This window comes from Paraburkholderia sp. CNPSo 3281, assembly GCF_024206515.1.
In the GTDB taxonomy this organism is placed as follows: Bacteria; Pseudomonadota; Gammaproteobacteria; order Burkholderiales; family Burkholderiaceae; genus Paraburkholderia; species Paraburkholderia nodosa.
Genome location: NZ_JAMBPS010000051.1, coordinates 30,732 through 56,674, shown reverse-complemented (window position 1 = coordinate 56,674; position 25,943 = coordinate 30,732). Strand labels below are relative to the sequence as shown.

At 66.3% G+C, this 25,943-nt stretch carries 27 protein-coding genes and 2 pseudogenes; 16 read left to right on the top strand and 13 right to left on the bottom strand.

Going from position 1 to position 25,943, the window contains the following annotated elements:
• Positions 1–322: 322 nt before the first annotated feature.
• Positions 323–2,401 (top strand): VTT domain-containing protein, encoded by a 2,079-nt coding sequence (locus M3I56_RS32575; protein ID WP_254357505.1) that lies wholly within the window; start codon positions 323–325, stop codon positions 2,399–2,401.
• Positions 2,402–2,417: 16 nt separating this feature from the next.
• Here the strand turns inward: M3I56_RS32575 and M3I56_RS32570 are convergent, their stop codons facing one another.
• Positions 2,418–2,690, bottom strand: coding sequence for a hypothetical protein (locus M3I56_RS32570; protein ID WP_051481238.1), 273 nt, complete (start codon positions 2,688–2,690; stop codon positions 2,418–2,420).
• Between the two features lie 250 nt (positions 2,691–2,940).
• Here M3I56_RS32570 and M3I56_RS32565 point away from each other — a divergent pair, with 250 nt between their 5' ends.
• A complete protein-coding gene (locus M3I56_RS32565; RefSeq protein ID WP_254357504.1) occupies positions 2,941–4,026 on the top strand; it encodes a Dyp-type peroxidase in 1,086 nt (361 codons plus the stop codon).
• A complete protein-coding gene (locus M3I56_RS32560) occupies positions 4,019–4,819 on the top strand; it encodes a family 1 encapsulin nanocompartment shell protein (RefSeq protein WP_254357503.1) in 801 nt (266 codons plus the stop codon). The genes M3I56_RS32565 and M3I56_RS32560 overlap by 8 nt, the downstream gene beginning before the upstream one ends.
• A gap of 89 nt (positions 4,820–4,908) precedes the next feature.
• Here M3I56_RS32560 and M3I56_RS32555 read toward each other — a convergent pair whose 3' ends face one another.
• On the bottom strand, positions 4,909–7,170 hold the full coding sequence (locus M3I56_RS32555; RefSeq protein WP_254357502.1) for a TonB-dependent siderophore receptor: 2,262 nt from the start codon (positions 7,168–7,170) through the stop codon (positions 4,909–4,911).
• Between the two features lie 226 nt (positions 7,171–7,396).
• Between M3I56_RS32555 and M3I56_RS32550 the strand changes: the two genes are divergently transcribed.
• Entirely contained in the window at positions 7,397–7,717 is a 321-nt protein-coding gene (locus M3I56_RS32550; protein ID WP_254337311.1) for a pyrimidine/purine nucleoside phosphorylase, read from the top strand.
• A gap of 114 nt (positions 7,718–7,831) precedes the next feature.
• Positions 7,832–8,182, top strand: a pseudogene (locus tag M3I56_RS32545) (chloride channel protein); the annotation flags it as partial.
• Positions 8,183–8,222: 40 nt separating this feature from the next.
• Here the strand turns inward: M3I56_RS32545 and M3I56_RS32540 are convergent.
• The 4 genes from M3I56_RS32540 to M3I56_RS32525 all read right to left on the bottom strand — a co-directional run bounded on the left by M3I56_RS32540 (position 8,223) and on the right by M3I56_RS32525 (position 13,197).
• On the bottom strand, positions 8,223–9,371 hold the full coding sequence (locus M3I56_RS32540) for an enoyl-CoA hydratase/isomerase family protein (RefSeq protein WP_254357501.1): 1,149 nt from the start codon (positions 9,369–9,371) through the stop codon (positions 8,223–8,225).
• A gap of 3 nt (positions 9,372–9,374) precedes the next feature.
• Complete coding sequence (locus M3I56_RS32535) at positions 9,375–10,160, bottom strand: enoyl-CoA hydratase (RefSeq protein WP_254357500.1); 786 nt, start codon at positions 10,158–10,160, stop codon at positions 9,375–9,377.
• Between the two features lie 19 nt (positions 10,161–10,179).
• Positions 10,180–11,904, bottom strand: coding sequence for an AMP-binding protein (locus M3I56_RS32530; protein WP_254357499.1), 1,725 nt, complete (start codon positions 11,902–11,904; stop codon positions 10,180–10,182).
• 159 nt (positions 11,905–12,063) lie between these two features.
• Positions 12,064–13,197, bottom strand: a complete 1,134-nt coding sequence (locus tag M3I56_RS32525; protein WP_254357498.1) for an acyl-CoA dehydrogenase family protein — start codon at positions 13,195–13,197, stop codon at positions 12,064–12,066.
• A 225-nt stretch (positions 13,198–13,422) separates the two neighbouring features.
• Between M3I56_RS32525 and M3I56_RS32520 the strand changes: the two genes are divergently transcribed.
• The 4 genes from M3I56_RS32520 (at position 13,423) to M3I56_RS32505 (ending at position 17,010) form a co-directional block, all read left to right on the top strand.
• On the top strand, positions 13,423–14,433 hold the full coding sequence (locus M3I56_RS32520; RefSeq protein WP_254357497.1) for an AraC family transcriptional regulator: 1,011 nt from the start codon (positions 13,423–13,425) through the stop codon (positions 14,431–14,433).
• 83 nt (positions 14,434–14,516) lie between these two features.
• Positions 14,517–14,786, top strand: a complete 270-nt coding sequence (locus tag M3I56_RS32515) for a DUF4148 domain-containing protein (RefSeq protein WP_254357496.1) — start codon at positions 14,517–14,519, stop codon at positions 14,784–14,786.
• Between the two features lie 335 nt (positions 14,787–15,121).
• Positions 15,122–16,423 (top strand): NCS2 family permease, encoded by a 1,302-nt coding sequence (locus M3I56_RS32510; RefSeq protein ID WP_254357495.1) that lies wholly within the window; start codon positions 15,122–15,124, stop codon positions 16,421–16,423.
• A 152-nt stretch (positions 16,424–16,575) separates the two neighbouring features.
• Positions 16,576–17,010 (top strand): cytochrome b/b6 domain-containing protein, encoded by a 435-nt coding sequence (locus tag M3I56_RS32505; protein WP_254357494.1) that lies wholly within the window; start codon positions 16,576–16,578, stop codon positions 17,008–17,010.
• Between the two features lie 105 nt (positions 17,011–17,115).
• Here the strand turns inward: M3I56_RS32505 and M3I56_RS32500 are convergent, their stop codons facing one another.
• Both M3I56_RS32500 and M3I56_RS32495 read right to left on the bottom strand, forming a co-directional pair.
• Positions 17,116–17,406 carry a DUF1488 domain-containing protein gene (locus M3I56_RS32500; protein ID WP_254357493.1) on the bottom strand — a complete coding sequence of 97 codons (291 nt, stop codon included), beginning with the start codon at positions 17,404–17,406 and terminating at the stop codon, positions 17,116–17,118.
• A gap of 344 nt (positions 17,407–17,750) precedes the next feature.
• Positions 17,751–17,972 carry a DUF2964 family protein gene (locus M3I56_RS32495; RefSeq protein WP_254357492.1) on the bottom strand — a complete coding sequence of 74 codons (222 nt, stop codon included), beginning with the start codon at positions 17,970–17,972 and terminating at the stop codon, positions 17,751–17,753.
• Between the two features lie 242 nt (positions 17,973–18,214).
• On the opposite strand from M3I56_RS32495, the gene M3I56_RS32490 reads away from it, so the two are divergent.
• From M3I56_RS32490 to M3I56_RS32480, 3 genes are all read left to right on the top strand, one after another.
• A complete protein-coding gene (locus tag M3I56_RS32490) occupies positions 18,215–20,218 on the top strand; it encodes a sigma-54-dependent Fis family transcriptional regulator (protein WP_254357491.1) in 2,004 nt (667 codons plus the stop codon).
• A 99-nt stretch (positions 20,219–20,317) separates the two neighbouring features.
• Complete coding sequence (locus M3I56_RS32485; RefSeq protein WP_254357490.1) at positions 20,318–21,454, top strand: VIT1/CCC1 transporter family protein; 1,137 nt, start codon at positions 20,318–20,320, stop codon at positions 21,452–21,454.
• 5 nt (positions 21,455–21,459) lie between these two features.
• Positions 21,460–21,777: a 2Fe-2S iron-sulfur cluster-binding protein gene (locus M3I56_RS32480; RefSeq protein WP_254357508.1), complete on the top strand. Its 318-nt coding sequence runs from the start codon at positions 21,460–21,462 to the stop codon at positions 21,775–21,777.
• Between the two features lie 84 nt (positions 21,778–21,861).
• On the opposite strand, the gene M3I56_RS32475 is transcribed toward M3I56_RS32480, so the two are convergent.
• The gene (locus tag M3I56_RS32475; RefSeq protein ID WP_028202594.1) at positions 21,862–22,152 is read right to left on the bottom strand and encodes a DUF4148 domain-containing protein; all 291 of its coding nucleotides are present in this window, start codon (positions 22,150–22,152) and stop codon (positions 21,862–21,864) included.
• 387 nt (positions 22,153–22,539) lie between these two features.
• Between M3I56_RS32475 and M3I56_RS32470 the strand changes: the two genes are divergently transcribed.
• On the top strand, positions 22,540–22,803 hold the full coding sequence (locus M3I56_RS32470) for a DUF4148 domain-containing protein (RefSeq protein ID WP_254357489.1): 264 nt from the start codon (positions 22,540–22,542) through the stop codon (positions 22,801–22,803).
• Positions 22,804–22,958: 155 nt separating this feature from the next.
• Here the strand turns inward: M3I56_RS32470 and M3I56_RS32465 are convergent, their stop codons facing one another.
• From M3I56_RS32465 to M3I56_RS32455, 3 genes are all read right to left on the bottom strand, one after another.
• Positions 22,959–23,330 carry a hypothetical protein gene (locus M3I56_RS32465; RefSeq protein ID WP_254357488.1) on the bottom strand — a complete coding sequence of 124 codons (372 nt, stop codon included), beginning with the start codon at positions 23,328–23,330 and terminating at the stop codon, positions 22,959–22,961.
• A 127-nt stretch (positions 23,331–23,457) separates the two neighbouring features.
• Entirely contained in the window at positions 23,458–23,652 is a 195-nt protein-coding gene (locus tag M3I56_RS32460) for a YqaE/Pmp3 family membrane protein (RefSeq protein ID WP_028202596.1), read from the bottom strand.
• Positions 23,653–23,697: 45 nt separating this feature from the next.
• The gene (locus tag M3I56_RS32455) at positions 23,698–23,892 is read right to left on the bottom strand and encodes a DUF1653 domain-containing protein (protein ID WP_028202597.1); all 195 of its coding nucleotides are present in this window, start codon (positions 23,890–23,892) and stop codon (positions 23,698–23,700) included.
• Positions 23,893–24,132: 240 nt separating this feature from the next.
• Here M3I56_RS32455 and M3I56_RS41435 point away from each other — a divergent pair.
• The 3 genes and pseudogenes from M3I56_RS41435 to M3I56_RS32440 form a co-directional block, all read left to right on the top strand.
• Positions 24,133–24,288: pseudogene (locus tag M3I56_RS41435) on the top strand (glutathione S-transferase); the annotation flags it as partial.
• A 157-nt stretch (positions 24,289–24,445) separates the two neighbouring features.
• The gene (locus tag M3I56_RS32445; protein WP_254357487.1) at positions 24,446–24,745 is read left to right on the top strand and encodes a glutathione binding-like protein; all 300 of its coding nucleotides are present in this window, start codon (positions 24,446–24,448) and stop codon (positions 24,743–24,745) included.
• 90 nt (positions 24,746–24,835) lie between these two features.
• The gene (locus tag M3I56_RS32440; RefSeq protein ID WP_028202600.1) at positions 24,836–25,048 is read left to right on the top strand and encodes a hypothetical protein; all 213 of its coding nucleotides are present in this window, start codon (positions 24,836–24,838) and stop codon (positions 25,046–25,048) included.
• 16 nt (positions 25,049–25,064) lie between these two features.
• Here M3I56_RS32440 and M3I56_RS32435 read toward each other — a convergent pair whose 3' ends face one another.
• A complete protein-coding gene (locus M3I56_RS32435) occupies positions 25,065–25,790 on the bottom strand; it encodes a GntR family transcriptional regulator (RefSeq protein ID WP_028202601.1) in 726 nt (241 codons plus the stop codon).
• Positions 25,791–25,943 lie beyond the last annotated feature (153 nt).

The following is a 25,943-nucleotide window of genomic DNA, read 5'->3' as shown; positions in this document are numbered from 1 at the left end:
ATCTGAATCTGGGCCAGGTCGTACCCGGACGCGCTGGCGCGACCGGCCAAGACGCCGCCAATCCCCCGCCACCCCGCCACCCCGCCGCGTCGCCGCCGCGCGACGCGGGCCCCGCCTTCGCCTTCTCTCTGCGCCCCGCCCGGCCTCGCGTCGCACGTAGTTGCGCGCGCCCGGTTATATTGCGCCTGATGGTCCCGCACGCCGCTTGCGGCTAGTCGCGGACGGCCGGTGCGGACGGCCGGTGCGGACGGCCGGTGCGGACGGCCACCCGCCCAATCTCGCGCCCGTCCCGCGAGCCCCAGCAAACGAACCCGCCCCGCTCATGGAGCACGCCTACGATCATCTGCTGCACCTGCTCGCCGCGCACGCGACGTGGACGCTCGCCTTTGTGGTGGTCGCCGCTTTCCTCGAATCGCTTGCGTTCATCGGCACGTTCATTCCCGGCAGCACAGCGATGTTCATTGCCGGCGCGTTCGCCGCCACCGGCACGATCAACCTCGGCTGGCTCTTCGTCTGCGCCATTGCGGGCGCCGTGGCCGGCGACGGCGTGAGTTTCTGGATCGGCCATCGCTACCGCGGCTCGCTGGCCCAGATGTGGCCGTTCAGCCGCCACCCCGCCATTCTCGAGCGCGCGCATGCCTACTTCGTGAGCCACGGCACGCGCAGCGTGATCCTCGCGCGCTTCATCGCGCCGCTGCGCGCCGTCGTGCCGATCGTCGCGGGCATGGCCGGCATGAAGCCCATGCGCTTCTTCATGATGAACGTGATTTCCGCGCTCGTCTGGGCGCCCGCGCATATCGTGCCGGGCGTCGTGTTCGGCGCCTCGCTCCAGCTCGCGGGCGCGGTGTCGTTCCGGCTGGTGGTCGTCATCGGCATCGTCGCGCTCGCGGTCTGGCTCATCTGGCGCTTCGTACGCATGCTGCTGCTGCACATCGACAACTGGGCGGGTGCGTCGCGGCGCAGCGCGGCACAGTGGGCGGCGCAGCATCCCGGGCTCGCCTCGAAGCGCATCGCCCGTCTGCTCGACCCGGCGCAGCCCGCGCTTGGCCCCGTCATCGTGATCACGGGCCTCGTGCCGGTCTGCGCGGCCGTATTTTCCTATGTGCTCGGCAACGTGCTGCGCGGCGCGCCGCTCGTGCAGATCGACCAGTCCGTGCGCCAGTTCCTGCAATCGATCCGCACCACCTGGGCCGACGCGGCCCTCGCGCGCGTCGAAACGCTCGGCAGCACCTGGACGCTCGCGGCGCTCGTCGCGACGGTTGGCATATGGATGGTGCTGGAGCGGCGTTGGCGCACAATCGCTTACTGGATGATCGCGGCGGCCGTTTCGCAGTTGCTCATCCTCATCCTGCGCTTCGCGATCCACCATACGACGCCGGGCGGCGGCCAGGCCGTCGAGGCCTATGTGTTCCCGAGCGACCGCGTATCGTCGATGGTGATCGTCTACGGCTTCGTGATGTTCCTGCTCGTGCGGCGCGCGAGCATGCTGGAGGCCGCGCTCGTCGCCGCGCTCGGCAACGGGATCATCGTCGCCGTGGCGTTCGCGGGGCTCTACTTCGACCGCTTCCTGTTCTCGGACGCCATCGGCGGCGTGGCCTTCGCCGCGATCTGGGTGGCGATCGTGGTGCTCACCTCGCTCTGGCGCTACCCCAAGCGGCCGCCGCAACGCGCATACGTGCCGCCCATCGTGCTGATCGTGCTGGTCGGCGCCGTTCTGCTGCAGACGGTGCCGGCCGGGCGCATGCCCGCGCCGCCCACGACCGCCGCGACGGCGCCTGTCGTCCTCTCGCAAATGCAGTGGAGCGATTCGCTGTGGAGGACGTTTGCCTGCTATCGCTTCGACATGAAAGGCGCGCGCCGCGAGCCGATGACGATCCAGTGGGCCGCGAGCGCCGACGACCTGCGCGCGGCGCTGCGCGACGCGGGCTGGGCCGAAGGTCCGCAGATTTCGGTGAGGAGCGTGCTATCGCTTGTCGCACCGAACGTGGACGTGATGTCGCTGCCGCTGTTGCCGAAGCTGAATAACGGCCTGCCCTCGCCGCTCGTGTTCGCCCGCGCGCGCCTCGCCGGGAAGCCGGGCGACGCGGGCGAGCCGGGCAGCCGCCGCGACGTGCTGCGCTTCTGGCCTTCGGGCTACGCGCTCGCGCCGCGGCGCAATGGAAACGGCAATGGCGATGGCCACGCGGGCGACGGCGAGCCCACGCCGATCTGGGTCGGCTCGCTCGTCCACGAGCGGCTGCGGCGCGGGTCATGGCCGTTCAACGTGGTCACGACCTATCCCGACGACGCTTCCGACCTCAGCGCCCCCGGCCAGCCGGCGGGCTGGCGCACGCTCGCGCTGCCGGGCGACGTGGGCTGCGAAGGGCGGCCCGTGAAGCTGATCGTGCAGGGCGGCCGCTGAAAGGGTAATTGAAGGCTCAGGCCGTGCTCTCGCCCCAGCTTCCCGTGGTATGGAAGCGGTCGATGCGCTTGCGCGCGTCCGCGTAGGCGGCGTCGAGCGCGGCGTCGGGGCCCGTGTAGTTGCGCATCATGTCGTGAAAGCGCACGCTGCGCCCTTCGACATGGGCGTCCGCGCCGTGGCGGCAGATGTAGCCGCTGTAGTGGAACAGCGGCTCGGGCGCGCGCGGCCCGAACGCCGGAATCGGTAGCACCCAGATCTCGAAGCCTTCATGCTCGGTGTGGTCCCACATGGTGTGTCTCCTGTCGATCCGGAGTTAGCGCTTCAGCGCTTACTCCGGTCCCATGCAAAGCTGTCGATCCGGAGTTAGCGCTTCAGCGCTTACTCCGGCCTGCCCGTCAGGGCACGTCGATATCATGGTGAGTATCCTCGCACGGCACCCCTCTCGCCTGCAAACGGCCGTTTTCCCCGAGTTTGGCTAAACTATGCGGGCACAGCAGAACCCAAACCCGACTCAGGACTCACGAGCGATACCCCACATCATGACGCCGGCCTCTCTCACGCAGGAACCGCAGTCCGTCTCCAGCGCCGTCACGCGCAACGCCTTCTTCATCGTCGCGACCGTCAACGACGACGCCGCGAGCCGCGCCACCGTGCGCGGCTGGTGCGCCGACGTCGCCAACCTCGTGCGCGCGGTCGGCAAGCGCGTGCCCGCCGGCAATCTGTCGTGCGTGGTCGGCTTTTCGTCCGACGCATGGGACAAGCTGTTCGGCGAACCGCGCCCAGCCGGCCTGCACCCGTTCCGCGAATTCGGCACGGGCGAGCGCAAGGCCATCGCAACGCCCGGCGACATCCTGCTGCACATTCGCGCCGACGAAACCGACCTGTGTTTCGAGCTGGCCACCCAGCTCATGACGCGCCTGGAAGGCGCGGTCACGACCGTGGACGAAGTGCACGGCTTTCGCAACTTCGACATGCGCGCGATGATCGGCTTCGTCGATGGCACCGAGAATCCGACGGGCAACGAAGCCGTCCATTTCACGGTGATCGGCGAAAGCGAAGATCCCGAATTCTGCGGCGGCAGCTACGTGCTCGTGCAGAAGTACATGCACGACATGAAAGGCTGGAACGCGCTTGCCGTGGAGGCCCAGGAGCACATCATCGGCCGCACCAAGCTCCAGGACATCGAACTGGACGAAGCCGTGAAGCCGAGCTGGTCGCACAGCTCGCTCACCACGCTCGAAGACGACGCGGGCAACGAGATCAAGATCCTGCGCGACAACATGCCGTTCGGCCGGCCCGGCTCGGCCGAATTCGGCACCTACTTCATCGGCTACGCGCGCTCGCCCGAGCCGATCGAACAGATGCTCGAAAACATGTTCGTCGGCCTGCCGCCCGGCAACTACGACCGGCTGCTCGACTTCAGCCGCGCCGTCACGGGGGGCCTCTTCTTCGTGCCGTCGCAGACGCTGCTCGAAGCGCTCGCCGAAGTCGACCCGGGCGCCGCGCCCACCATCGAGATGAGCGCCGACCATGCATCGGAAACAGAAACCGAGCCTGCCGCCGCGCCCAGCGCGGACGGCTCGCTCGCCATCGGATCCCTCAAAGGAGCACCCCGGTATGAATAACCTCCATCGCGAGCTGGCGCCCATTTCCACGGCCGCGTGGTCGCAAATCGAAGAAGAAGTTGCGCGCACCTTCAAGCGCTCGCTGGCGGGGCGCCGCGTCGTGGACGTCGAGGGCCCCGGCGGCCCGGCGCTCGCGGCAGTCGGCACCGGGCACCAGAACGGCATCGAAGCGCCGCTCGAAGGCATCCGTGCGCGCCAGCGCGAAGTGAAGGCGATCGTGGAATTGCGCGTGCCGTTCGAACTCTCGCGCGACGCCATCGACGACGTGGAGCGCGGCGCCGAAGACTCCGACTGGCAGCCGGCCAAGGACGCGGCCACGCACCTCGCGTTCGCGGAAGACCGCGCGATTTTTGACGGCTACACGGCCGCGCAGATCACGGGCATTCGCGAAGGCTCGTCGAACCCGATCCTGCCGATGCCGGCCGATATCGCCGACTATCCGACGATCATCGCCAAGGCGCTTGAACAACTGCGCCTGCAGGGCGTGGACGGCCCGTATGCGGTGCTGCTCGGCTCCGATGCGTACACGGCGGTGAGCGAAGCGAGCGACATGGGCTATCCGATTCTCGAGCACATTCGCCGCCTCGTGAACGGCGAGATCATCTGGGCGCCGGCCATCGAGGGCGGCGCGATCCTGAGCACGCGTGGCGGCGATTTCGCATTCCACCTCGGGCAGGATTTGTCGATCGGGTATTCGTCGCATGACGACAAGAGCGTGAAGCTGTATCTCCAGGAGAGCTTCACGTTCATGATGCTGACTTCCGAGGCGTCGGTGGCAGTGAAACCGGAGTGAGCCTGCGCTGATTCTTGCAGGCCACGAAAAAGGGGCGCTTCCTGGCGAGCGCCCCTTTTTTCATGCCTCGCCGCGAGCGGCGTTCGCGATCACTGATAGAAGTTCACCGTCACGACCGCCGAGCGGCCCGGCGCCCAGGTTGCGTAGATCGGGTACGCGCTCTGGTAGTACTCCTTGTCGAAGATGTTGTTCACGTTGAGCTGCAGATCGATCTTCTTCGACACACGCCACGTCGCCGCAGCGTCGAAGCGCGCATAGCCCGGCGTCCACTTGCGCGACGTCGCCGAAACCGATGCATACGTCAGGCTCGAAACCGTTGCGCCCGCACCCACCGTGAGCTTCGGAAGCACGTCGTAGCTCGTCCACAGCGTGAAGTTGTGCTTGGGCACCATCACCATCGGCAAGCCGGAGAGCGCGGGGCTGGCAGGGCCCGCATCGGTCGTGATCGCATCGAGGTACGAATAGCCGCCGAACACCGACCACTTGTTCGTCACGTTGCCCGCGAAACCAAATTCGAAGCCGCGCACGCGCTGCGAGCCCGCATTGATCGTGCCGCCCAGGCCGTCGCTCACGCGCGCGTTGGTCTTGTCGGTCTGGAACAACGCCGTGGTGAGCGAGAGGCGCTGATCGAGCACGTCCCACTTCGCGCCCACTTCGATATTGCGCGAGCGCTCGGGCGCGAGGTCCTTGTTCGTGGCCGTGATCTGGTCCGTGCCGCCGCCAAGACCCGAATTCGAGCCTGGCGGATTCGCCGAAGTGCCGTACGACGCATAGAGGCTCAAGGTCGGCACGGGCTTGAACACGAGGCCGAACTGGTAGCTGAAGAGATTCGACGTGTTCGACAGATCGGCCACGCCCGCCTGCTGCGCGCTCACGTCATAGCGGTCGAAGCGCAAGCCCGCGTTGAAGATCCAGCGCTCGGAAAGCTGCACGCTGTCGAACAGGTACGCCGACGCGATATTCGTCTGCGTATGCGTGGCAGGCCCCGGGAAGCCCTTGTCGCCATTGAGGACGATGCTGCCCGTCCACGGATTGTTCGGGTTCCAGTTGTTGATCGACGCGCAGTTGTACGCAACCGGGCACGGGCCGCCCGAGCGGATGTTGTTGCCCGCCGAATCGCTCACGAGATAGCCCTCGTACAGGTCCTGCTCGTGGCTGAATTCCACGCCTGCCGTGAACGTATGGCGCATGCCGTACAGGTCGAACTTGCCGTTCGCCTCGGTCTGGTTCGCGACGCTGTTGGTCGCGTACTTGCCGCTCTTGGCCTGCAGGCTGAGGATGTTCGAGGCCGCGCTCGTCAGCTGCGGATTGGTCGCCACGTAGTCGAGTGTCGAGCGGCCGAACATCGTCGTGTTCTTGATCTTCCACGCATCGTTGATGCGGTGCTCCACCTTCACTTCGCCCGTATCGGTCTGGCCGTAGCGGTAGTCGCGCGTGTTCAGGCCGTAGAACTGGCCGCGGTTGGACGACACCGGTGTGCCGCCCGTCGAGCGGAACGGCACGCTGAAGTCGGGCATGTCGTAGGTGTTCAGGTGGTAGTAGCTCACCGTGACCGTGGTCGGCGTGTTCAGGCCGAACGCGATCGAGGGCGCCACGCCCCAGCGTTTGCTGTACACGTCGGTGCGACCCGCCTGGTCGGCATCGTGGCCCATGGCGTTCAGGCGGAACGCGGTGGTGTCGTTGAGCGTCTGGTTCCAGTCGATGGTGGCGCGCCTGTAGCTATCGGTACCAAGGCCCACGCTGCCGTTGATGAAGTTGTCGGCCTGCGGCGTTTTCGTCGTGATGTCGATGCTGCCGCCGACCGACCCGCGCCCGGCATACACCGAGTCCGGACCCTTGATGACGCTGATGTTCTGCACGTCGAAGGTTTCGCGGTTCTGCACGCCCGAGTCGCGCATGCCGTCCACGAAGATCGAATTGCGCGACTCGAAGCCGCGGATCACGGGCCGGTCCGCAGACGGATTCGCCGCCGCGTCGCCGCCCAGGAACGTGATGCCGGGCACCGTGCGCAGCGCGTCCTGGAACGTCGTGACGTTCTTCTCCTTGAGCACTTGCTCCGGAATCACCGTGATGGAGCGCGGCGTGTCGATAAGCGGCGCGGTGAACTTGTACGAGTCGAGCGTTTTGGTCTGCATGTCGGAAGGCGCGGAAACGACCTTTACGGCGGGCAGCGTGCTTTCCGCGGCCGCGGTGGACGAGGCAGGCGTTGCCGCCGCTGCACTCGCGGCGGCGGGGCTATCGGCGGCGGGCGCGGTCTGCGCGTGTGCGAGAGGCGCTGCGAAGAAACCGGAGCAATAGAGCGCAGCGACGGAGGCGATGGCGCGCATCCGCGTCGGGAAATGGACGGACATGAGTAAGCGTGTTGGTCGGCGAATTGTCGTAGTTGCAAATGCGTATGATTCGCATTTGTGATAGCAATTGTAATAACTCGTCATTTTTTTGTAAACGTTCAATTCGCAATTCGTTTGGCGATGCCATGGGCCGCCGCGCCCGACTGCCGGTATCATGGCGGCCTCGCCCAGGACGATGTGTCGTCCGCGCGCCCGGTTCCATTCACGAAGACAGAGGAAGACCGCCATGACGGCAGCAGCACAATTCGACCAGGTTTCCGTAATCAAACGCGCCAACGTCTACTTCGACGGCAAGTGCGTGTCGCACACCGTGCTGTTCGCCGACGGCTCGCGCAAGACGCTCGGCGTGATCCTGCCGGGCACGCTGAACTTCGGCACCGACGCCGCCGAGCTGATGGAAGTGCAGGCCGGCCAGTGCCGCATCCGCCTCGAAGGCACCGACGAGTGGAAGACCTACAGCGCCGGCGAGTCGTTCTCGGTGCCGGGCAAGAGCCGTTTCGACATCGACGTGATCGAGACGCTCGACTACGTTTGCAGCTACCTGTAAGCGCGGCATCGATTCGAACGCCCGCCGCTTGATGCGCGGCGGGCGTTTTTGCTTTTGCCGGGCGCGCTGAACGTGCTGGACGCGCCGCCCTCATGCCTTCGCTAGAATGGGCGCCAGCCCGTCGCCTACGGCTACGGCGCGGGGCACATCATCGGTAGTGAGAGCTTTTTGCAGGGCGTGACGGATACCGCGCCCGGGCGGCGCGTGGCGGTGCTCGTGGCGTGCGGGCTGATCGGCGGAGGCGGATGGTGGGCGCTCTATCGTTACGCGCGCCCGCTCGTGAGCATCAGCGCGGCGATTAAGCCGGGCGGCAAGCGCACGCCCATTTTCGCGCCGACCGTGCACGCGCTGCTGCAGATCGTGACCGTCGCGATGGGTTCGCCGCTCGGGCGCGAAGTCGCGCCGCGCGAGATCGGCGCCGCGTTCGCGAGCTGGCTCGCGAAACGCACGGGCCTCACCGCCGCACTGCGCGAGCCGTCGGCGCGCGAATCCTCCGACTGAACCGCTAAACGCCCAGGTCCGCCAGTGGATGTGCCTCGCCGCGCCACGGCGACGCAAGAAAATGCTGCACGCGTTCGGTCCGCACTTCGACGAGCGTGGCGGGCGCCCAGCGCGGCTTGCGATCCTTGTCGACGAGATGCGCGCGCACGCCTTCGCAGAAGTCGCCTTCCTCGATCGCACGGCCAACGATGCCAAGCTCCATGCGAAAACACTCGGCGAGCGTCATCTGGCGGCCTCGCAACAGCGCTTCGCGCGTGACTTCGAGCATCGTGGGCGAATAGTGCGTGAGCGCTTCGAGTGTGGCTTCGAGCCACGCTTGTTCCGCTTGCGAGGGTTCGCGTTCGAGGTCGCCGCGCAGCGATGCGACGATCTGCTCGACACGCAGGCGGCGCTCGAAGTGCCGAACGATGAGCGGCGTGAACGCAGCGAGCGCGCCATCGTCAGCCTCGTGACACGGCGCGACGAATACTTCGCGCAACGAAGCATGCAGATCGCCTGACCACTGCGCGGCCAGCAGACGCGCCTCGTAGCCGTCGAGCCATTCATCCGGCACGCAGGCATCCGCAAGGCCGCAATGCAGCGCGTCCGCGCCGCTGAGCATTGCGCCGGTCAGTCCCGCGTAAAGCGCCATTTCCACCGGCATCTTCGCGAGGAAGTGCGTCGCGCCCACATCGGGCAAGAGCCCGATGCGCGTTTCCGGCATCGCGATCTTCGTGCGCGAAGTCGCCACGCGCAGCGCCGCCGCCTGGCCGAGACCCATGCCGCCCCCCATCGTCACGCCGTCGAGCAGCGCGACGAGCGGCTTGGAAAACGTGTGCAGCGCGTAGTCGAGACGATATTCGTCGACGAAGAATTGCTGCCAGCCGTTCGCGCCTTCGCGCGCTTTCTCGCGTGCGAGCCGATAAATCGCGCGCACGTCGCCGCCCGCGCAAAAGCCTTTCGGGCCCGCACCTTCCAGCACGAGTGCGACGATGTCGTCGTCCGTGCGCACGCGTTCCAGCAGCACGGCCAGCTCGCGCACCATGGCGTGCGAAAGCGCGTTGAGCGCACCCGGCCGGTTGAGCGTGACGATCGCCACGCGATTGACCACGCGAAACAGCACGTCCTGTTCGGCTTCCGTTACGGCCTGGGTGGAAGCGGGTGATGCATTCATTGCCTAGTTCTCCGTTTCAATATGCCAGCGCGGTTTGCGTTTTTCCAGAAACGCGTTGACGCCTTCGCGCTGGTTGGGCGAATCGAACAGATCGACGAAGCGCTCGCGCTCGACGGCGAGCGCGGCGCCGCGCGGCACGCCATTGCGCGCCTGATGGATCAACGACTTGCTGAAGGTGACCGCTTGCGGGCTCAAGCTCGCAACACGCGCTGCCATGGCGAGCGCGGCCTCTCGCGCGCCTCCGGTTGCGACGACTTCCTCCACCAGACCGATGCGCAGCGCCGTTTGCGCGTCCACGCGTTCGCCCGTGAGGATGATGCGCTTAGCCCAGCCTTCGCCCACGAGCCATGGCAAGGTCTGCGTGCCGCAGCCGGAGGGCAGCAGCCCCACGGCAGGCTCGGGCAGCGCGAGTTGCGCATGCGCTTCGGCAATGCGGATATCGCACGCGAGCGCACACTCCAGGCCGCCGCCCATCGCATAGCCGTTGATCGCCGCGATGACCACGGGCCGCGCCTTCTGCAGCGCCTCGAATGCCGCGCCGAACGCGCTCGCCGCCGTGCGCGCGACCTCGCGATCGCCACTGGCGAAGGCATTGAGGTCGGCGCCCGCGCTGAAAAATTTCGGCCCGCTGCCGGTGATGACGACCGCGCGCACCTGCGGCTCGCGGTCGAACGCTTCGACGACCTGCTGGAGCTGACGCAAACCATCGGTCGTAAAGGCGTTCGCCGGCGGCCGCGACAGCGTGAGCAGGGCCACCGCGCCTTCATGCGCGTACTCGAATTCGATCATTTCGGACTCCGTGTGGATATCAGCGCAACTCGGGGAAATCCTCTTCCCAATACTCGTCGGGCTGGCGCGCGGGTTCGGCGCTGCGCTCCATTTCGCGTCGGCGCAGCTCTACGCGGCGGATCTTGCCCGAGATGGTCTTGGGCAAGTCGCTGAACTGCAGGCGGCGAATGCGCTTGTACGGCGCGAGCTTTTCGCGCGAGAAGCGGAACACCTCGCGTGCGAGTTCGGGGCCCGCCTCAAAGCCCTGACGCACGATGACGAAGGCCTTCGGCACCGAGAGGCGCAGCTCGTCCGGGCTCGGCACGACCGCCGCCTCGGCGATCGCCTCGTGCTCGATCAGCACGCTTTCCAGCTCGAACGGGCTCAGACGGTAGTCGGACGACTTGAACACGTCGTCGGCGCGGCCCACGTAGACGTAAGAGCCGTCGTCGCGACGCAAGGCGACATCGGACGTGTGGTAGTAGCCGTTGCGCGTGGCGTATTCGCTCGCCTTCGCATTGTTCGCGTAGCCCGTCATCAGGCCGAGCGGACGGTGTGCCGAATCTCGCCCAACCGGTAGCGCGATTTCGCCCTCGCTCGCGGGATGATCGTCGGCATCGACGAGTTCCACGCGATAGCCCGGCAACGGCCGTCCCATCGAACCCGCCACCACGGGCTGGCCCGGCGAGTTGCCGATCTGGCAGGTGGTTTCGGTCTGGCCGTAACCGTCGCGGATCGTAATGCCCCACGCGTGACGCACGCGCTCGATGATCTCGGGATTGAGCGGCTCGCCCGCGCCGACGATCTCGCGCAGCTTCACTGCATACGTTGCGAGCGGCTCTTGCACGAGCATGCGCCACACCGTGGGCGGCGCGCACAGCGTGGTCACACCGCACTGCACGAGTGCGGCGAGCGTGTCTTTGGGCACGAAGCGCGCGTAGTTGTAGACGAACACGCAGGCCTGCGCGTTCCACGGTGCGAAGAAGCAGCTCCACGCGTGTTTGGCCCAGCCCGGCGAACTGATGTTCCAGTGGACGTCGCCGGGCATGAGGCCGATCCAGTACATCGTCGAGAGGTGGCCTACGGGGTAGCTCTCGTGCGTGTGTTCGACGAGCTTGGGCTTCGAGGTCGTGCCCGAGGTGAAATAAAGCAGCAGCGGGTCGCTGGCGCGCGTCGGGCCGTCGGGTTCGAACGCGGGGCTCGCTTCGTACGCACGCGACAGGTCGATCCAGCCTTCGCACGCATTGGGCGCCGCGCCTACCGCTATGCGCTTCACGCCCGGGTCGAGCGCATCGAATTTGCCGAGTTCGGCGGCATCCACGACGACGTAGCGCGCACCGCCCGTTTCCACGCGTTCGCGCACGTCGTCGGGCGAGAGCTGCGTCGTGGCGGGCAGCACGATGGCGCCCAGCTTCATCGCCGCCAGCATCACGTCCCAGAGTTCGACGCGATTGGGCAGCATCAACAGCAAGCGGTCGCCACGTGCAACCCCCTGCTCGCGCAGAAAATTCGCCATGCGCGACGAGCGGCCGGACATCTGCGCGAACGAATAGCGCGTGCCGCCGTTCGCGAGGTCGTCGACGATCCAGAGCGCCGGGTTGTCGTTGCCGCGCGCCATCACGTCGAAGTAGTCGAGCGCCCAGTTGAACGTGTCGAGCTTCGGCCACGCGAATTCTTCGTACGCGCGTGCGTAGTCGGTACGGTGACGCAGCAGCAGTTCGCGTGCGTCGATGAAGGCCTGCGCGGAAGGGGTGAACCCGGTCATCGTCGTCTCCTGTCGAGCCGGAGTTAGTGCTTTAGCTGTCGCCCGGAGTTAGTGCTTTAGCACTTACTCCGGGCCCATGCAAAGCACTTACTCCGGTCCCATGCATAGCTTTGGCGCATACGCGCTCGCTTATTATTGCTTCGTCTTCCTCATTTCTTTTCAAAGCTGCCGTGCAATCACCATCCGCTGCACTTCGCTCGTGCCTTCATAAATCTGCGTGATGCGTGCATCGCGATAGTGGCGCTCCACCGAATAGTCATTCAGAAAGCCGTAGCCGCCATGAATCTGAATAGCGTGGGAGCACACTTCCTCGGCCATTTCGGAAGCATAGAGCTTGGCCTGCGAAGCCTCGGAAAGACACGGCTTGCCAAGCGTGCGCAGCCGCGCCGCGTGGTGTACGAGAAGCCGCGCGGCGTTGATGCGCGTGTGCATGTCCGCGAGCATGTTAGCCACGCTCTGATGCTTGATGATGGGCTCGCCGAACTGCACGCGTTCGTGCGCATACGCACGCGCCGCGTCGAAGGCCGCGCGCGCGATGCCGAGCGCCTGCGCGGCAATGCCAATGCGTCCGCCTTCGAGATTCGCGAGCGCGATCTTCAACCCTTCGCCGCGCTGGCCGAGCAGATTCGCTTCGGGAATCGCGCAGTCCACCAACGAGATCGGGCAGGTGTCCGAAGCGCGAATGCCCATCTTCTTCTCGTGCGGCCCGACGGTGAAGCCCGGCGTCTCGGTCGGCACGATAAAGGCCGAAATGCCGCGCTTGCCGGCGTCGGGATCGGTCACGGCGAACACGATGGCAATGTTCGCGCGCGAGCCGTTGGTCACGAATTGCTTGTTGCCGTTGAGCACCCACTTGCCGTCGCGCAGCTCGGCGCGCGTGCGCAGGTTGTTCGCCTCGGAGCCCGCGTGCGGCTCGGTCAGGCAAAACGCGCCGATCAGCTCGCCGCTCGCGAGCTTGCCGAGCCAACGGTCCTTTTGCGCGGCGGTGCCGAACTGCAGGATCGGCCCGCAGCCCACCGAGTTGTGCACGCTCACGAGCGTCGCGCACGAGGCGCAGCCGGCCGCGATCTCCTCCATGGCGAGCGCATAGGCCACGTAATCGGTGTACGAGCCGCCCTGCTCCTGCGGCACGATCATGCCGAGAAAGCCCAGTTCGCCCAGTTGCTTGACGACCTCGTCGGGCAGCCTGCCGTCGCGGTCCCATTGCGCCGCATTCGGCGCCAGCTGCTCGCTTGCGAAGTCGCGCGCCGCGTCGCGAATCATGCGCTGGTCGTCGGTGTAGAACTCGTCCATGTGTGTCCCCTTCCTGTGTCTCTTGCGCTTGCCTTCCACTGTGGCGCGATGCGGCCCCGGCTGCAAGGCTTGCGAAAAGTGTAGGCACGCGAGCGACTGTATTCGATGCCCGCCACGCTCAAATTCGCTGATCGGATTTACCATATAAGCTGTGATAACCCCTTGGTAGGCGGATCTGTGCAACCAGCAAGAATCCATACACTGAGCGAAAAAGGCACGATCTCGATGAGCCTCGTGAACGAGACGCTCGCGCTGGCGCGCGCCGGCGGCCTCGAAACCGCGGCGCTCACCGATGCCGCCGGCATCGCGCCGGCCGTGCTACTCGCGCCCGAGGCGCGCGTGAGCGCGGCGCAATACGGCCAGTTGTGGTCGGGCATCGCGCGCGCGCTCGACGACGAATTCTTCGGCCAGGATTCGCACGCGATGAAAAGCGGCAGCTTCATCGCCATGACGCACTCGGCGCTCGGCGCCAGCACGGGCCGCCATGCGCTGCAGCGCGCCGTGCACTTCATGCGGCTCGTGCTCGACGATCTGTCGGGCGAGATCGACATCGACGCCACGCGCGTGCGCGTCACGCTCTCGCATCGCGCAGGCAAACCCACGCCCACCCTGTTCGCGTACGCCACCTGGTTCATCCTCGTCTACGGGCTCGTGTGCTGGCTCGTGCGGCGGCGCATTCCGCTTCTCGCGGCGCGCTTTCGCTGCCCGCAGCCGGGCGCCGCGCACGAATACCAGCTCATGCTCTGCGACGACATGACGTTCGATCAGCCGGCCACATGGTTCGAATTCGCGCCCGGCTTTCTCGAACTGCCCGTGATCCAGACCGCCAGCTCGGCGCGGGCGTTCCTGCGCAACGCGCCCGGCAACTTCGTCGTGAAGTACCGCAATCCAGGCTCGTTCGCCGCGCGCGTGCGACGCGCGCTGCGCGCACTGCCCGTCGCCGCGTGGCCCGATGCCGACGCCATCGCGCAACGCCTGAACGTGGCGCCCGCCACGCTGCGCCGGCGGCTGAACCAGGAAGGCCACAGCTGCCAGTCGATCAAGGACGAATTGCGCCGCGACCTGGCGATCGCGGCGCTGCAGGAACCGGGCCGCTCAGTCGCCGATGTCGCCGCCGCTGTCGGGTTCGCGGAGCCGAGCGCGTTTCATCGCGCGTTCCGCAAATGGACCGGCCAACGCCCGACCGACTACCGCACGGCAAACGCTCGCAACGACTTTTCGAAGCGTCGCGGGTAACCCAGGAAGCCCCCGATCCCCCTTTGACTTAATGAGATAGCGCCTATACTTTTAGGGATATCCCTAATATGAAAGGCCCTGCCATGAACTCCCTTCCGCGTGTAGCGCTCGGCGTCCTCGCCGCAGCGTGCTGCTTCGCGTCGGCTGCGGCGGTGGCCCAACCGTACGATCCCTCACAACCGCTGACTCGAGCGCAGGTCCGTGCGGATCTGATCGAATGGCGGCAGGCGGGCTACGACCCGCTCGACTGGATCGACTACCCGGAAAACGCGCAACGCGCGGGCGCGATCGTCGCGCAGCGGCGTGCGGCGCGCGCCGGATATGGCGCTCCCGCCGGTCAAATGCAGCAGTAATCGCTTGATTGCAGCACGGCCGCAGTAACCCGGCACCGGGCGAAGCAACGCCAGGCGCCTGCAAGCGGTCGTGCCCATCGCCTCCCGCCACGGGCGCACTCGCCGCGCCCTCTCACGCTTGCTACCGCAACGCGCGCTGTTGTAACCGTTCCACGCTCACGACGACGGCTTTTCTGCGCTCGACGAACAATTGTTTACAATCGCGCCCGTAGCCGCACGCTGCGGCATGCGCGCGCGTGCATGGGCACATCAAGGACCAGCCGCGCCGGCTACACGCAAGACACCACACCAACAAGCAGCGAACAACCCGCTCGACTCTCAAGGGCCCGATCTTCATGGACGCCATCAAACGCTATTTCGGTTTCGAAGAAGCAGGCACCAACCTGCGCACCGAACTGCTCGCCGGTATCACGACTTTCCTCACGATGGCTTACATCATCTTCGTGAATCCGGCCATTCTCGGCGACGCCGGCATGCCGAAGGAAAGCGTATTCGTCGCCACCTGCCTCGTCGCGGCGCTCGCCTCGCTCGTCATGGGCCTCTACGCGAACTACCCCATCGCGCTCGCGCCCGGCATGGGCCTGAACGCATATTTCGCCTATACGGTCGTGAAGGGCATGGGCTTCACGTGGCAGGCCGCGCTCGGCGCGGTGTTCATCTCCGGGTGCCTGTTCTTCATCGTCACGCTGCTGCGCGTGCGCGAAGCCATCGTCAATGGCATTCCGCATTCGATCCGCGTGTCGATCACGGCGGGTATCGGTCTCTTCCTCGCGATCATCTCGCTGAAGACCTCGGGCGTGGTGGTCGGCAGCCCGGCCACGCTCGTCGAACTCGGCAACCTGCACGATCCGCACACGATCCTCGCGATCATCGGCTTCTTCGCCATTGTCACGCTCGACGTGCTGAAGGTGCGCGGTGCGATCCTGATCGGCATCGTGGGTGTCACGATTCTCTCGTTCTTCTTCGGTGGCAACCAGTTCCACGGCGTCTTCTCGCCGCCGCCGTCGATCATGCCGACTTTCGCGCAGCTCGACATCAAGGCGGCGCTCTCCACTGGCGTGCTCAACGTGGTGCTCGTGTTCTTCCTCGTCGAGCTGTTCGATGCGACCGGCACGCTGATGGGCGTGGCCAACCGTGCCGGCCTGCTCGTGCACGGCAAGATGCACCGCCTGAACCGCGCGCTGCTCGCGGATAGCACCGCGATTCTCGCGGGCTCGATTCTCGGCACCTCGTCGACCACGGCGTATATCGAAAGCGCCTCGGGCGTGCAGGCGGGCGGCCGCACCGGCATGACGGCGCTCACCGTGGCCGTGCTGTTCCTCGCGTGCCTGTTCGTCGCGCCGCTCGCGGGCGTCGTGCCGGGCTACGCCACGGCGCCGGCGCTGCTCTACGTCTCGTGCCTGATGCTGCGCGAACTCGCCGATCTGCCCTGGGACGACGCTACCGAAGTCGTGCCCGCCGCCCTCACGGCGCTTGTCATGCCGTTCACCTACTCGATCGCCAATGGCGTGGCGTTCGGCTTCATCTCGTATGCGGGTCTGAAGCTCCTCACGGGCCGTGTGCGCGACGTGAAGCTGATCGTGTGGATCATCGCCGCCGTGTTCCTGTTCCGGTTCTTCTATCTCGGCAACGCGTAAAAGCAAAAGGGTGGCTTCGCGCCACCCTTTTCGTTTCGATTCGCCGCCGCCCCCTCAGAATTAAACTTCCCAGCCGCATAACTGCCCCGCACGGCGCGTCCTCCTTATCATAGGGAACCATCGTCAGATTCCCCGTACACGGGAGCCGCCACGTGGCAACTTACCCCGCCGCAACCGAACGCTACACGAAACCCGCCGTATTCTTTCACTGGGTCATTTTCCTGCTCGTCGCGCTCGCCTATCTCGCGATCGCGTGGCGTCTTTGGCGCGGCGCGCCCGCGGAGATCGACTCGAACGCGCTGCTGTCGTTTCTCTCGCGCCTCGTGCATCTCGCGCTCTACCTGTTCATCTTCGTGCAGCCGCTCCTCGGCATTTTGATGATCAACGCCGGTGGCCATCCGGTCACGCTCGCGCGCCTCGATCTGCAGATCACGCTCGTCGGCCCGGACCCCGCCGCGCGCAAGTTCCTCAAAGACGCGCACGTGCTGGTCGGCAACCTGTTCTATTGGGTGATCGGGCTGCACGCGCTCGCGGCGATCGCGCATCACGTCGTATTCCGCGATAACACGTTGCGCCGCATGATCTAGCGACAGGGCAGCACATGCGTAAACGAAAGCCGCGCCCTAACGGGCGCGGCAAAAAAATTCAGTTGAACCGAACGCGCCCGCGTCTTCCGGGCGCCTTTGCGTTAACTACGCGCTGGCGTGGGCCTGCACGAAACGCACGTAGCCGCTGCGCAGCACGAGACACTGCGCACGTGTTTCGGAGAGCAAACGGCGCGCGCAAGCCTCGATGCAGTCGCGATGATGGTCGAACGCGCTCAGCATGTCTTCGGCGCGCGGCGAAGCCGCCCCGAAGTGGTCTTCCAGCGCCGCCGCCGTGATCAGACACTCCACCCGCTCGCCATCGATCATCGCCGGAAACGCCAAGGTCAGGTCTGGGCCCGAGTACTCGGGCACCTCATTCGGAAACATGATCTGCATGGTGGTCGCCTTTGGTGGAGGGTGAAAAGGCCGCGTTCAACCGTCCTCGGACTGCCCCAACCTGGTGCCTGGGAACACCCGATCCAGCTCGCGCGGATCAACACCAACCCTGGCGAACGACACGTTCGCGCAGGTTGATTTGATTCACTTTAGACGACTTCCTGCCGCCCGCAAAGTCGACGTTGTCACACACGTGAAATAGCCAGCGGCGTCTTCGTCCGATCCCTTTTTCGCAGGTGCAACATGCGCGTGCGCCGTTGCGCGCACAAACACTCTCCTCCCCGGCCCTGCGCCAACGCGCTGCGCCGGTTGCCGCATCGCACCATGCGCGCCACCCGGGCGCGTCAGGTTTCGCGATGCCGGGGCTGATCGAGATCTTCGAGGTCCTTCGGATGCAGGGTGAGCATCACCACGAACGCGACGATTCCAAGGGCCACGGTCACCATTCCGGAGAGCACGACGTTGTTCTCGTCGAAGATCAATCCGTCAATCGCATACCCGAGGCCAAAGAGCGCAACGAACGTGGCGAGCACCGCCACCACGATCCTCAATTCGCCGTGCACCATGACGAACTCCGCTACTCAGCGGGGGCGCGACGCGAATGCGCCCTCACCTTCATCATGGCACCCGCGCCAGTAAACTCAAGGCGCAGTTGAGGCACCGTCGCGGCTTGAACCGGGCTGGAACCCGGCTTCAACCCGAATAGGCAGCCGCCGCGTATCCTGTACCATGAACTGCCCCAGAGGCGCCGCTCGCGCACTTGCCATGCTGCACCGCAGCGTAGCGCCCAAAACGACTGGAGACACGAGTGACCCGACGCCCCGTCACGCCGCACGACGCGGCCCGCGCGGACGCCATCGCGCAGGCTCACGCGCGCTCGCGCGCACTCGGGCTGCGCGCCACCGAGGCGCCCGAGTTCGACGCGCTGGCCGGCACCGACCTGCGCGAGCTGATCGACACGAACCGCACGCTCTATCATCAGGCGCGCCCCGTCATGGACGCCTTGCATGCGCAGATCGTCGATACGCAGAGCATGGTGCTGCTCACCGATCGCAACGGGGTGATCCTCCACAGCTTCGCCGACAGCGACTTCGTCGAGAAAGCGCAGCGCGTCGCGCTGCGCCCAGGCGTTTCCTGGGCCGAGCAGCATCGCGGCACGAATGCCATTGGCACGGCGCTCGTGGAAGGCCAGCCAACCACGGTGCATGCGGGCGAGCATTTTTTGCGCGCTAATCACATTCTCACCTGTTCGTGCGCGCCGATCGCGGATCCGTACGGACGCACGCTCGGCGCGCTCGACGTGAGCGGCGAGTCGCGCGGTTTTCACAAGCACACGCTCGCGCTCGTGCGCATGTCGGCGCAGATGATCGAGAACCATCTGTTCAACACCGAATTCGCCGATGCCATCCGGCTCCAGTTTCATGCGCGCGCGGAATTCATTGGTACGCTCTACGAAGGTTTGGCGGCATTCTCGGCCGATGGCACGCTCCTCTGTGCAAACCGCAGCGCCCTGTTCCAGTTCGGCGCGCCGCTCGCCGAGCTGCAGCAGCGCGAGTTCGCGGCGCTCTTCGGCCAGCCGTTCGCGGCGTTCATGCAGCAGCTCATGCGCGCGACCGGCGAGCCGCTCACGCTCACACTGCCAAGCGGCGTGCGCGTGATCGCGCGCGCCACGCCCGGCGCGGCCACGTCGGGCGTCGCTACGTCGGGCGTCGCTACGTCGAGCTTCGCTACGTTCGCGCACAGGAGTGCCTTACCCGAGACGTCCCGCTCGCCATACGCGCCTGCGCCCGCCCTGGCGAAAGCGCCCAACGCCGCCGACACCACGCCGCAGCCCACGCTCGCCGAACTCGACACCGGCGACGCGCGGCTCGCCGCCGCCCTGCAGCGCGTGGCGCGCGTGCGCGGCCGCGACATTCCCGTGCTCGTGCTCGGCCGCACCGGCACCGGCAAGGAATGGCTCGCACGGGCGCTGCATCGCGATTCGCCGCGTCGCGACGGGCCGTTCGTCGCGCTCAACTGCGCCGCACTGCCCGACACGCTGATCGAAGCGGAGCTGTTTGGCTACGAGGACGGCGCGTTCACGGGCGCGAAGCGCCGCGGCAGCGCCGGCAAGATCGCGCAGGCGCATGGCGGCACGCTGTTTCTCGACGAGATCGGCGACATGCCGCTGGCGCAACAGGTGCGGCTCATGCGCGTGCTGCAGGAGCGCGCCGTCGTGCCGCTCGGCGGTACCCGCGCCGTGCCGGTGGATTTGCGCATCGTCTGCGCGACGCACCGCGATCTGCGCGCGATGATCGCCGAAGGCACGTTCCGCGAGGATCTCTACTACCGCATCAACGGCCTCGTCGTCACGCTGCCGGCGCTGGCCGAACGCACCGACCTCGACGCGCTCGTCGCCCGCATGCTCGAGATCGTGCGGCGCGAGGCGCCGGGCGCGCCCGCGCGTCTCACGCCGGCCGTTCGGGCGTGCTTCGCGCGCTGCCGCTGGCCGGGCAATCTGCGTCAGCTCGCGAGCGCCCTGCGCACGGCGGCGATCATGGCCGAAGGCGAAGACGCCATCGACATGGAGCATCTGCCCGAAGACCTCATGCACGATTGCGACCCCGCGAGCGACTGCGCGGAGCCGTCCGCCGATGCCACGGCTGAATACCAGACGAGCGACACGGAACACGAGCCCGCGCGCCTCTCCGTCTGGCAGTCGCGGCTCATCGAAGAGACCCTCGCGCGCCACAGCGGCAATGTTTCGGCGGCGGCTCGCGAACTCGGTCTCGCACGCAACACGGTCTATCGGCATCTGCGTCAGCGCCGCTGAGCGCACCGGACAGGCAGGAGCGAAGCAGGAGGCGAGGCGCGGCTTCTGCCCACAGCGACGCCAGGGTAAGCTTGACGGATCGCTTCCCGCACCGCGCCCATGGCCTCCGCTCAGGAAATCAACCGCTTCCGGCGCAATCTCGCCGACGAGCTCGACAGCGCCGCTGTTTACGACACGCTATCCGCGGTCGAGAAAGACGACGAGCGCCGCCGCATCTTCGCCGAACTCGCCGCCTCCGAGCGCGAGCATGCGAGCGTCTGGCGCGAGAAGCTCGCGGCCAACGGCGTCACGCCCCCGCCGCATCGGCGCAGCGCAAAAACTCGCTTGCTGCAAACGCTCACACGCTCGTTCGGCCCTTCGCTCGTGCTGCCCACCGTCGCCGCCGCCGAATACGCCGACCGCGACCGCTACGCGCGCGAACCCGGCGCCGAGAAGCTCTCCGCCCAGGAGCAGCAGCACGCCGCCATCGTGCAGGCGATCGTCGCGAAGAAGCGCGAGCCCGAACACGGCCACGGCCACGGCGAAGCGATCGGCGCCGCCGAGTCGTGGCACAAGAGCGCGACGTCGGGCAACGACCTGCGCGCAGCGGTGCTGGGGGCGAACGACGGGCTCGTCTCGAACTTCTGCCTGATCATGGGCGTGGCGGGCGCGGGTAGCGTCAATCGCACAATTTTGCTCACGGGGCTTGCGGGCCTCGTGGCCGGCGCCTGCTCCATGGCGCTCGGCGAATGGCTCTCGGTGACCAACGCGCGGGAGCTCGCGCGCACGCAGCTCGCGAAGGAAGCCGACGAACTCGAGCACACGCCCGACGCCGAGCGCCACGAGCTCGCGCTGATCTATCAGGCGAAGGGCGTCGACCCCGATGAAGCACGCCGCGTGGCCGCCCAGATCATGCGCAACAAGGACGAGGCGCTCAATACGCTGGCGCGCGAGGAGCTTGGCATCGACCCTAAAGAGTTGGGCGGCAATCCGTGGTCGGCCGCCGTCGTCTCCTTTTTCCTCTTCTCGCTCGGCGCGGCGTTTCCGACCGCCCCGTTCCTGTGGGCGCACGGCGTCACGGCCATCGCGCAGTCGGTGGCGCTGAGCGCGTGCGGGCTCGCCCTTGTCGGCGTGTTCACGTCGCTTTTCAATGGGCGCAGCGCAACCTTCTCGGCGTTCCGGCAGATCGTGATCGGGCTCGCCGCGGCGGCGTTCACGGCGGGCGCGGGGCGGCTGCTCGGGGTGTCGCTTTCATGAGCGATATGAGCCACGAAAGCGAGCAGGACGGCCCGCCACATGTGCCCGTCGTCCGCTTGGAACCGCTCGGGCGCAGCTTCGAAGCGCCGCCCGAACTGACCTTGCTCGAAGCGGCAGCGTTCGAGGGCATCCGTCTGCCGCGCATGTGCCGCAACGGCACCTGCCGCGCCTGCCTGTGCCGCGTGGTGAGCGGCGAAGTGAGCTTCACGATCGAGTGGCCCGGATTGAGCCGCGAGGAAAAAGCCGACGGCTATGTGCTGACCTGCGTGGCCGTCGCGCGCACGGATCTCGTGCTCGACGTGCCAGAGGCGGAAGCAATGTAGCGGCTGCAAAACGCAGAGCCCGTATGCGAAACGGCCCGCGAATTCGATTCGCGGGCCGTTTTTATCTGCGTGCTGCCGACAGGCTTACTGACCGCCGAAGTACACCGATTGCGGACCGGTGCGAGCCGCTTCCGACACATAGCGAGCGCCCGCAACCGACGTCGAGTTGCTCACGCCGCCGAAGGAGCCATCGGTCTGGGCGACCGGCGCGGCCGTCTGGGTGGCGACTGCAGCCTGATTGCGGCTCGTTTGCTGGAATTCAACGAGTTGCTCGCGCACTTGCTCGCGGGTCAGACCTTGATCGGCCTGGGCGAAAGCGGCCAGCGGGGCGGCCAGAGCAACGGTGACGGCAACAGCCTTGAGAAGCGACTTCATGGTGACAACCTCCGGAATTATTTGACGTCGATGCGCAACGACGGTGCATACCCTGTCGTGCTCCGCCGGCTCGCTGCGACTCGCCGCATCGGCTGGCTGTGAGTGGATTCTAGGCAAGCGCCCCGGCCGGATACAGACTGATTCAGGCGAATTGGAATTACGGATTTCGCAATAATCCGGCGAGATTTTAGGGCCGGGTGTTCCACGGCCTTCACGCCTTATTGCACGTGCCTGGCGCAATACTTCAGGAGATTTCGAAACCGATTGTTGTCGCAAAGAGAACACTGAATTCGTTTTCTAAGTATTTACCCTGACCCTCGGCCCGCATACATTATCGGGATGGGCCACGCCGATGCGATGGCTCCTCACAAAAATCGGAGGTTAGTCGTGAAGTCGATTCTGAAGGCAGCTGTGCTCGCCGCCATCGTCGCCGTGCCCGCCGCTGCGTTCGCGCAGGCACAACCCCAGCAACAACCTGTGACCCGTGCCGAAGTTCGGGCCGATCTCGCGCAACTGCGCGCCGCCGGCTACGATCCGAGCGACTGGATGCACTACCCGGAAAACATTCAGGCTGCCGAAGCCAAGATCGCAGCGCAGCGCGCTACGGCTTATGGCCCGTCGACGAATGGAACGTCGCAGTCGAGCCAGTAAGTTTCGCGACAACCCCGGCTATGACGCCGGGTTCTCGTGCAAACCAGCAGGCCCGCCCTCGTGAGAGTGGCGGGCCTGATTCGTTTTGAAACGGATTTCCGGCTCGGCGCGGATGATGGCGCACCACGAAGCGGCGCCTAAGCGGCAAGCCCGCATCAACGGCCGCCCGGTCCGCCGCCACCGTGACCGCCACCGCCGTGGCCTCCGCCACCATGGCCGCCGCCGGGGCCGCCCCCATGACCGCCGCCCGGCGGCCCCCAAGTCGCACCGTGACCACCCGGAGCGCCTCCGTGCCAGCCACCGCCGCCCCCGTGCCAGTCGCCGCCGTGATAATCGCGACCGCCGCCACCGCCCCAGACGCCGATGTTCACGCTGCCATATGTCGGCGCATAGCCCGGCGCGTAGCCGCTGTAATAACCGGTGGAGTACGGCTGGCCATAGCCGCCGTGACCATAGTCGTAGCCCGGGCCCACCGCACACCCGGCAAGGAGCGCGATGGCGCCCACCGTGAGAACGAACTTGAACATAGCGAACCCTCCTTTCTATTTGTAAGAAAGAAGAATCAGCGTTAAGTTCTTATTGAATTGTGAGCACGGGTTACCGCTGTAACGCTGAACGCGCCTCTACGCGGCGCGTAGACGCCCGCTCCGGGATTTAGCCGCGACGGCCGAGCGCGTCCTCTATTTTCCGGTCGGTCTTGAACTGGCTGAGCGAATACACGGCCCAGATCGCGGCCGGAATCCACCCGACCAGCGTAACTTGCAGGATCAGGCAGACGATGCCCGCAATCGGACGCCCAATGGTGAAGAACAGGAGCCAGGGCAGGATCAGCGCAATCAGTAAACGCATTCGGCGAAACCTCTAAAGCGTGGAAAAAGACGAGTGTGAAAAGAATCAGTTGACGGGCGCGAAGCGCGGCACGAGTCCGCCTTCATACTCGACGAGTTCGAAGAACACGTTGGAGGGCCGCGTCCAGATCGTACCGTTCGCCGCGCGATACACGATCATCGTGACGGAAGGATCCGATTCGAGCGTGGCCTCGCAAACCAGTTCGTAAATGCCACCCTTGTAGTGCCTGTAGCGCACCATCGTGTTCCCCTCTTCGAGTGCGCAAGCCGTCCCTGCGCGACTGCACCAGTGTAACAAGGGAAAGCGGCATGCGGACCCGTGTAGCAGACGCCGGCAGGCGAGCTTCAGCGTGACATCACTTCGCGCGACGCCGGCCACCACCATGGCGCGCAGCGAGGCCCGCGAATCGCCGGCACGCGCGCGCAGCGCCATGCTGTGCAATAGCGCGGAGGCGAGGCGCGCCAGCATCGGCGCGCTGGCATCGGGCGGCGGCTGGCGTGCTCGCTCGCCACGCGCATCGCGCTCTACGAGGCAGGCGCGCAGGCACGCTACATCCAGGTCGATACGCTCACGAAGCAGCTCGCCGAAGGCGGCGACTTCTTCGCCGTCAACGCACTCGGCCAGGTGCCGGTGCTGCGCGAGGACGACAGCTGGACGCTCACCGAAAACTCGGCGGTGCTGCCGTGGGTGGCCGACCGTTTTCCCGAGGCACGGCTCGCGCCGCCAGCGGGCACGCGCGAGCGCGCGCCTGCAGCAATGGCTTGGCTTCATCGGCACCGAGCTGCACAAGGCCGTGTTCGTACCGCTGCTCGGCAAGGACGTGGACGAAGCCGTCAAGGAGTATGCGCGCGGCAAGATCCCCCGCCGCTTCGGCTTGCTCGCGCAGCATCTCGAGCCGCGCACCTTCCTGCTTGAGGAGTACAGCGTGGCGGACGCCTATCTCGTGACCGTGCTGAACTGGGCGCCGTACGTGGGCATCGATGTGTCGCAATGGGAGGCCGTCGCGACCTACGCGCAACGCGTGCGCGAGCGGCCCGCTGTTGCGAGAGCCTTCGCCGAAGAGTACGAGATCTTCAGGCGCACGCGGCACTGAGGCGCGCTTTGCCGGCTATTTTTTTCGCCCGGCAAGCGCTTTTTTGTCGTGCGATAACGTTGCGGTCGCCACATTCGTCGGAGCCGCACAATGGCCACGCTCGAAGCCTTGCGCATCGTCCTCGACGACCCGCATACGCCCGAAATCATCCGCAATCACGTCATCGACTCATTGCAGTACGCGCTGCGCAATCATGGCCAGGTGTTCGCCGCGAAAGAGATCGAATGGCTCGCCACGTGGGACGATGCGCGCATTCCGCTCGCGGCTTCGAAGGAGCTGCGCCGGCGCGTAGGTCAGGGCTGACGCGCGCCTTGCACATTCAGCCGTTCGCGAGATCCGCGAACACCGTCTTGAGATCGCGGCCCGCGCGCGCACGCGCCTGCTGCACCACCCGCTCCTCCAGCTCGCCTAGATGCGCGCGCATCGTGGCGAGCGCCGCCGCCAGGTCCCCCGCCTCGAGCGCCTCGATGATCTGCGCGTGCTCGTCGGGCGCGCACATCGACGCCTTCGACGGATCGAACAAGGCCTTGTAAAGCTCCGTTTTCGCGACCAGTTGCGCCAGCGCTTCCACGAGCGCAGCGCCGCCCGCCTGCTCGGTCAGCAGCAGATGGAACTGCCCCGCGAGGCGCACCGCTTCGTCCACGCGCGCCTCGCGCAACGCCTTCTTCTCGCTGCGCACGTGGGCCGCGAGCTTGCGCCGCATCGCGGCGTCGAGCGTGCCGCACAGGCTCACCATGACGCCCGCTTCGGCCACCTGGCGCGCGCGGTACACGGCGCGAATGTCGTCTTCGGAGGGCGAAGGCACGAACGCGCCGCGATTGGGTTCGAGCACGAGCTTGCCTTCGAAGCCGAGGCGCGCCAGCACCTTGCGCAACGCGCCGCGCGTGCAGCCGAACGCCGCCGCGAGTTCGCGCTCCACCAGTTGCTGGCCCGGCGCGAGCTTGCCTTCCAGCAGCGCGGAAGAAATCGACGCATAGACATGCGCTTCGACATCGGACGGTTCGTCGGTATCGCGGGGCGGAGCGAGGCGGGAGGATTGGGCCATGGGCAGGCGCGCTAGCTGGGTTGGGTCGGTGGGTCAGGTCGCATTGTAGCGAGCCCCATGGCGAGGCGATATAGACGCGCGCCCATACTCGATCGCCCATGCCGGACATAGCTGGCATGGGCTAATTGTTAACAATTATTTTGTATAATGGTC

Excerpts from the sequence above, each read along its gene's own strand:
- M3I56_RS32575 (WP_254357505.1), top strand. The coding sequence starts at position 323 with ATGGAGCACGCCTACGATCATCTGCTGCACCTGCTCGCCGCGCACGCG.
- M3I56_RS32570 (WP_051481238.1), bottom strand. The coding sequence starts at position 2,690 with ATGTGGGACCACACCGAGCATGAAGGCTTCGAGATCTGGGTGCTACCG.
- M3I56_RS32565 (WP_254357504.1), top strand. The coding sequence starts at position 2,941 with ATGACGCCGGCCTCTCTCACGCAGGAACCGCAGTCCGTCTCCAGCGCC.
- M3I56_RS32560 (WP_254357503.1), top strand. The coding sequence starts at position 4,019 with ATGAATAACCTCCATCGCGAGCTGGCGCCCATTTCCACGGCCGCGTGG.
- M3I56_RS32555 (WP_254357502.1), bottom strand. The coding sequence starts at position 7,170 with ATGTCCGTCCATTTCCCGACGCGGATGCGCGCCATCGCCTCCGTCGCT.
- M3I56_RS32550 (WP_254337311.1), top strand. The coding sequence starts at position 7,397 with ATGACGGCAGCAGCACAATTCGACCAGGTTTCCGTAATCAAACGCGCC.
- M3I56_RS32540 (WP_254357501.1), bottom strand. The coding sequence starts at position 9,371 with ATGAATGCATCACCCGCTTCCACCCAGGCCGTAACGGAAGCCGAACAG.
- M3I56_RS32535 (WP_254357500.1), bottom strand. The coding sequence starts at position 10,160 with ATGATCGAATTCGAGTACGCGCATGAAGGCGCGGTGGCCCTGCTCACG.
- M3I56_RS32530 (WP_254357499.1), bottom strand. The coding sequence starts at position 11,904 with ATGACCGGGTTCACCCCTTCCGCGCAGGCCTTCATCGACGCACGCGAA.
- M3I56_RS32525 (WP_254357498.1), bottom strand. The coding sequence starts at position 13,197 with ATGGACGAGTTCTACACCGACGACCAGCGCATGATTCGCGACGCGGCG.
- M3I56_RS32520 (WP_254357497.1), top strand. The coding sequence starts at position 13,423 with ATGAGCCTCGTGAACGAGACGCTCGCGCTGGCGCGCGCCGGCGGCCTC.
- M3I56_RS32515 (WP_254357496.1), top strand. The coding sequence starts at position 14,517 with ATGAACTCCCTTCCGCGTGTAGCGCTCGGCGTCCTCGCCGCAGCGTGC.
- M3I56_RS32510 (WP_254357495.1), top strand. The coding sequence starts at position 15,122 with ATGGACGCCATCAAACGCTATTTCGGTTTCGAAGAAGCAGGCACCAAC.
- M3I56_RS32500 (WP_254357493.1), bottom strand. The coding sequence starts at position 17,406 with ATGCAGATCATGTTTCCGAATGAGGTGCCCGAGTACTCGGGCCCAGAC.
- M3I56_RS32495 (WP_254357492.1), bottom strand. The coding sequence starts at position 17,972 with ATGGTGCACGGCGAATTGAGGATCGTGGTGGCGGTGCTCGCCACGTTC.
- M3I56_RS32485 (WP_254357490.1), top strand. The coding sequence starts at position 20,318 with ATGGCCTCCGCTCAGGAAATCAACCGCTTCCGGCGCAATCTCGCCGAC.
- M3I56_RS32480 (WP_254357508.1), top strand. The coding sequence starts at position 21,460 with ATGAGCCACGAAAGCGAGCAGGACGGCCCGCCACATGTGCCCGTCGTC.
- M3I56_RS32475 (WP_028202594.1), bottom strand. The coding sequence starts at position 22,152 with ATGAAGTCGCTTCTCAAGGCTGTTGCCGTCACCGTTGCTCTGGCCGCC.
- M3I56_RS32465 (WP_254357488.1), bottom strand. The coding sequence starts at position 23,330 with ATGTTCAAGTTCGTTCTCACGGTGGGCGCCATCGCGCTCCTTGCCGGG.
- M3I56_RS32460 (WP_028202596.1), bottom strand. The coding sequence starts at position 23,652 with ATGCGTTTACTGATTGCGCTGATCCTGCCCTGGCTCCTGTTCTTCACC.
- M3I56_RS32455 (WP_028202597.1), bottom strand. The coding sequence starts at position 23,892 with ATGGTGCGCTACAGGCACTACAAGGGTGGCATTTACGAACTGGTTTGC.
- M3I56_RS32440 (WP_028202600.1), top strand. The coding sequence starts at position 24,836 with ATGGCCACGCTCGAAGCCTTGCGCATCGTCCTCGACGACCCGCATACG.
- M3I56_RS32435 (WP_028202601.1), bottom strand. The coding sequence starts at position 25,790 with ATGGCCCAATCCTCCCGCCTCGCTCCGCCCCGCGATACCGACGAACCG.